This window comes from Streptomyces jumonjinensis, from assembly GCF_009600885.1.
GTDB lineage: Bacteria > Actinomycetota > Actinomycetes > Streptomycetales > Streptomycetaceae > Streptomyces > Streptomyces jumonjinensis.
In genome coordinates, this window is the sequence record NZ_VCLA01000203.1 from 8,935 (window position 1) to 11,063 (window position 2,129).

Sequence of the window (2,129 nt, forward strand, 5' to 3'; positions counted from 1 at the left end):
ACATCGGTCTGCGTCCCGCCCAGTCGCCCCCGCCGGTCCTCCTCGGCGGGCTCTCCGCCGCCGCGATGCGCCGCGTCGGCCGTCGCGCTGACGGCTGGGCCGGTATCGTGCTGCCCGGCCCGGCCGGCGCCGGACTGTGGGAGCTCGCGCTCCGCGCGGCCGAGGAGGCCGGCCGGGACCCCGGCACCCTCCAGCGGCACCTGCGCCACAATGTCGCCCCCGGAGCCTCGGACGAGGACGTCGCCGCGCTGCTGGAGGAGATCCGGGCCTCCGGCGCGCAGAGCTGTTTCCTCGACTTCCACCATGTCACCCCGGAACCCGGCGCGGCCCTGGAACGCGGTGTCAGGGTGCTGTCCCTGGTGCGGGCGGGCTGACCCGCACCCCGGGACCCTGGGAAGCACCCGGGTGCGGGCCGCGTACGGGTCGTGTGTTGTGCGGCGCTCTGTTCGATGTTGGTCGTCGCCGGAGCGGAGTAGCGTCCTCCAGGCGTCATGGCCATCCCGTTCGAAGGAGACATGTCATGTCGGAGGACATGCTGATCCGCAAGATCCGTCACGGCTTCGACCAGTTCGACGCGGACGGCGGCGGTGAACTGACCGAGGCCGACCACGTCCTCATGGGGCAGCGGTCCGCGCGGGCGATCGGTCATGCGTCCGGCTCGGACGGCGAGCGGCGCATCGTGGACGCGTATGTGGCCGTCTGGCGGAATCTGCATCTGCCCCATCTGCCGCCCGGCGCCGTGTCGATGACCCGGGAGCAGTTCGTCGAGTCGACCCTGTCCCTGGCCGACGATCCCGCCGCGGCGCGGGCCACTGTGGGGATCCTGGCGGAGACCTTCCTGGCGGTCGCCGACACGGACGGCGACGGCGCCGTGGATCTGGAGGAGTACTTCTGCTTCCTGCGCGGTCATTTCCCCCGGACGCCCCGGGAAGCGGCGGAGACCGCCTTCCGGCATCTGGACCGCGACGGGGACGGCACGCTGTCGGCCGGGGAGTTCACCTCGGCGGCCATCGAGTTCTGGTCCAGCAGGAACCCGCACGCCCCGGGCAACTGGTGGGCGGGCGTGGAGTTCACCGCGTAACCGGGGCGGCCCGGGGGACCCGTCAGCGGAGCTGTTCGGCCAGTCCGACGACGATGCCCTCGGGGCCGCGGACATAGCAGAGCCGGTAGTCGTCCCCGTACCGCACCACCTCGCCGACGAGTTCGGCGCCGTGCCGACGCAGCCGGGCGACGACGTCCTCGATGTCGTCGACGGCGAACGTGACACGGCGGATGCCGAGCTGTTCGCCGGCTCGGCGCGGACCGCCTCCGGGGTGGGGAACTTCGCCAGCTCGATCCGGCCGTGGCCGTCCGGGGTACGCAGCTTCGCGATGTCCTGCCGGGTGCCGTCGAGTCCGATGACCCGGTCCACCCAGCTCCCCTCGATCGGGGCCCTGCCCTCCAGTTCCATGCCGAGTTCGACGAAGAAAGCGAGAACGGCGTCGAGGTCGTCCACCACGACCTCCAGCCCGGACACCGCGTCCGCACTGCAGGCGGTCTGCGGCTCCTGCTCGACTGGGAACTCGTCTCCTTCGGCGAGCCGATCTCCGACCGCGCCCGACGAACCGTACTCCTGTGGTTGCCCTCGGCGCAGGCCGTACGTGCGCCGGTGCCGCTCCAGCTGCCCTTCATCGTCCGCGGGGGACAGATCGCTGGATTCGGTGCAGATCGGCGACCTCTACCGCGTCATCGAAGCGGTGAGCCGACTCGTCAACCAGATGAAGGTCCCCGAGTTCGCCATTCGATCCGAGAACTGGTCTGGCCTGATCGTGGTGTACGGCATGGACGTGCCGGAGTCTCGACGTCGGCTGCGCGAGGCCCTGGAGGAGGATGGGTTCACGGTGACAGTGCGGTGCAACGAGTACGGCACCTCGCTGGAAGTCCACCCCCGGGAGGTCGACCTGATCATGACCAGGTACGACCAGATCGTGAATGTGATCGCCGAGGTGCTGCCGGAGGCGGCGACCATCACCGATCTTCAGGACGGCGTCACACAACCTCTGGGCCACCCGGTGCCAAGCGGCCTGCTTCGAACGCAGATCGACATCTTCAACATGTCGCTGATGATGCGACGGAAGGGGACCGAGCCG

General features: G+C 70.1%; 4 protein-coding genes. 3 read left to right on the plus strand and 1 reads right to left on the minus strand.

Annotation, left to right across the window (positions count from 1 at the left end):
• Together FF041_RS36885 and FF041_RS36890 are read left to right on the plus strand one after the other, a co-directional pair.
• On the plus strand, positions 1 to 374 hold a 374-nt coding region (locus tag FF041_RS36885), incomplete at its 5' end, for an LLM class flavin-dependent oxidoreductase (RefSeq protein ID WP_153527100.1).
• Between the two features lie 146 nt (positions 375 to 520).
• On the plus strand, positions 521 to 1,081 hold the full coding sequence (locus tag FF041_RS36890) for an EF-hand domain-containing protein (protein ID WP_153527089.1): 561 nt from the start codon (positions 521 to 523) through the stop codon (positions 1,079 to 1,081).
• 22 nt (positions 1,082 to 1,103) lie between these two features.
• Here FF041_RS36890 and FF041_RS36895 read toward each other — a convergent pair whose 3' ends face one another.
• Positions 1,104 to 1,532 (minus strand): VOC family protein, encoded by a 429-nt coding sequence (locus tag FF041_RS36895; RefSeq protein WP_407698234.1) that lies wholly within the window; start codon positions 1,530 to 1,532, stop codon positions 1,104 to 1,106.
• Between the two features lie 168 nt (positions 1,533 to 1,700).
• On the opposite strand from FF041_RS36895, the gene FF041_RS38610 reads away from it, so the two are divergent.
• The coding region (locus tag FF041_RS38610; RefSeq protein WP_194292353.1) for a hypothetical protein at positions 1,701 to 2,129 on the plus strand (429 nt) is incomplete at its 3' end.

Coding starts and splice junctions, on each gene's coding strand:
- FF041_RS36890 (WP_153527089.1), top strand. CDS start 521: ATGTCGGAGGACATGCTGATCCGCAAGATCCGTCACGGCTTCGACCAG.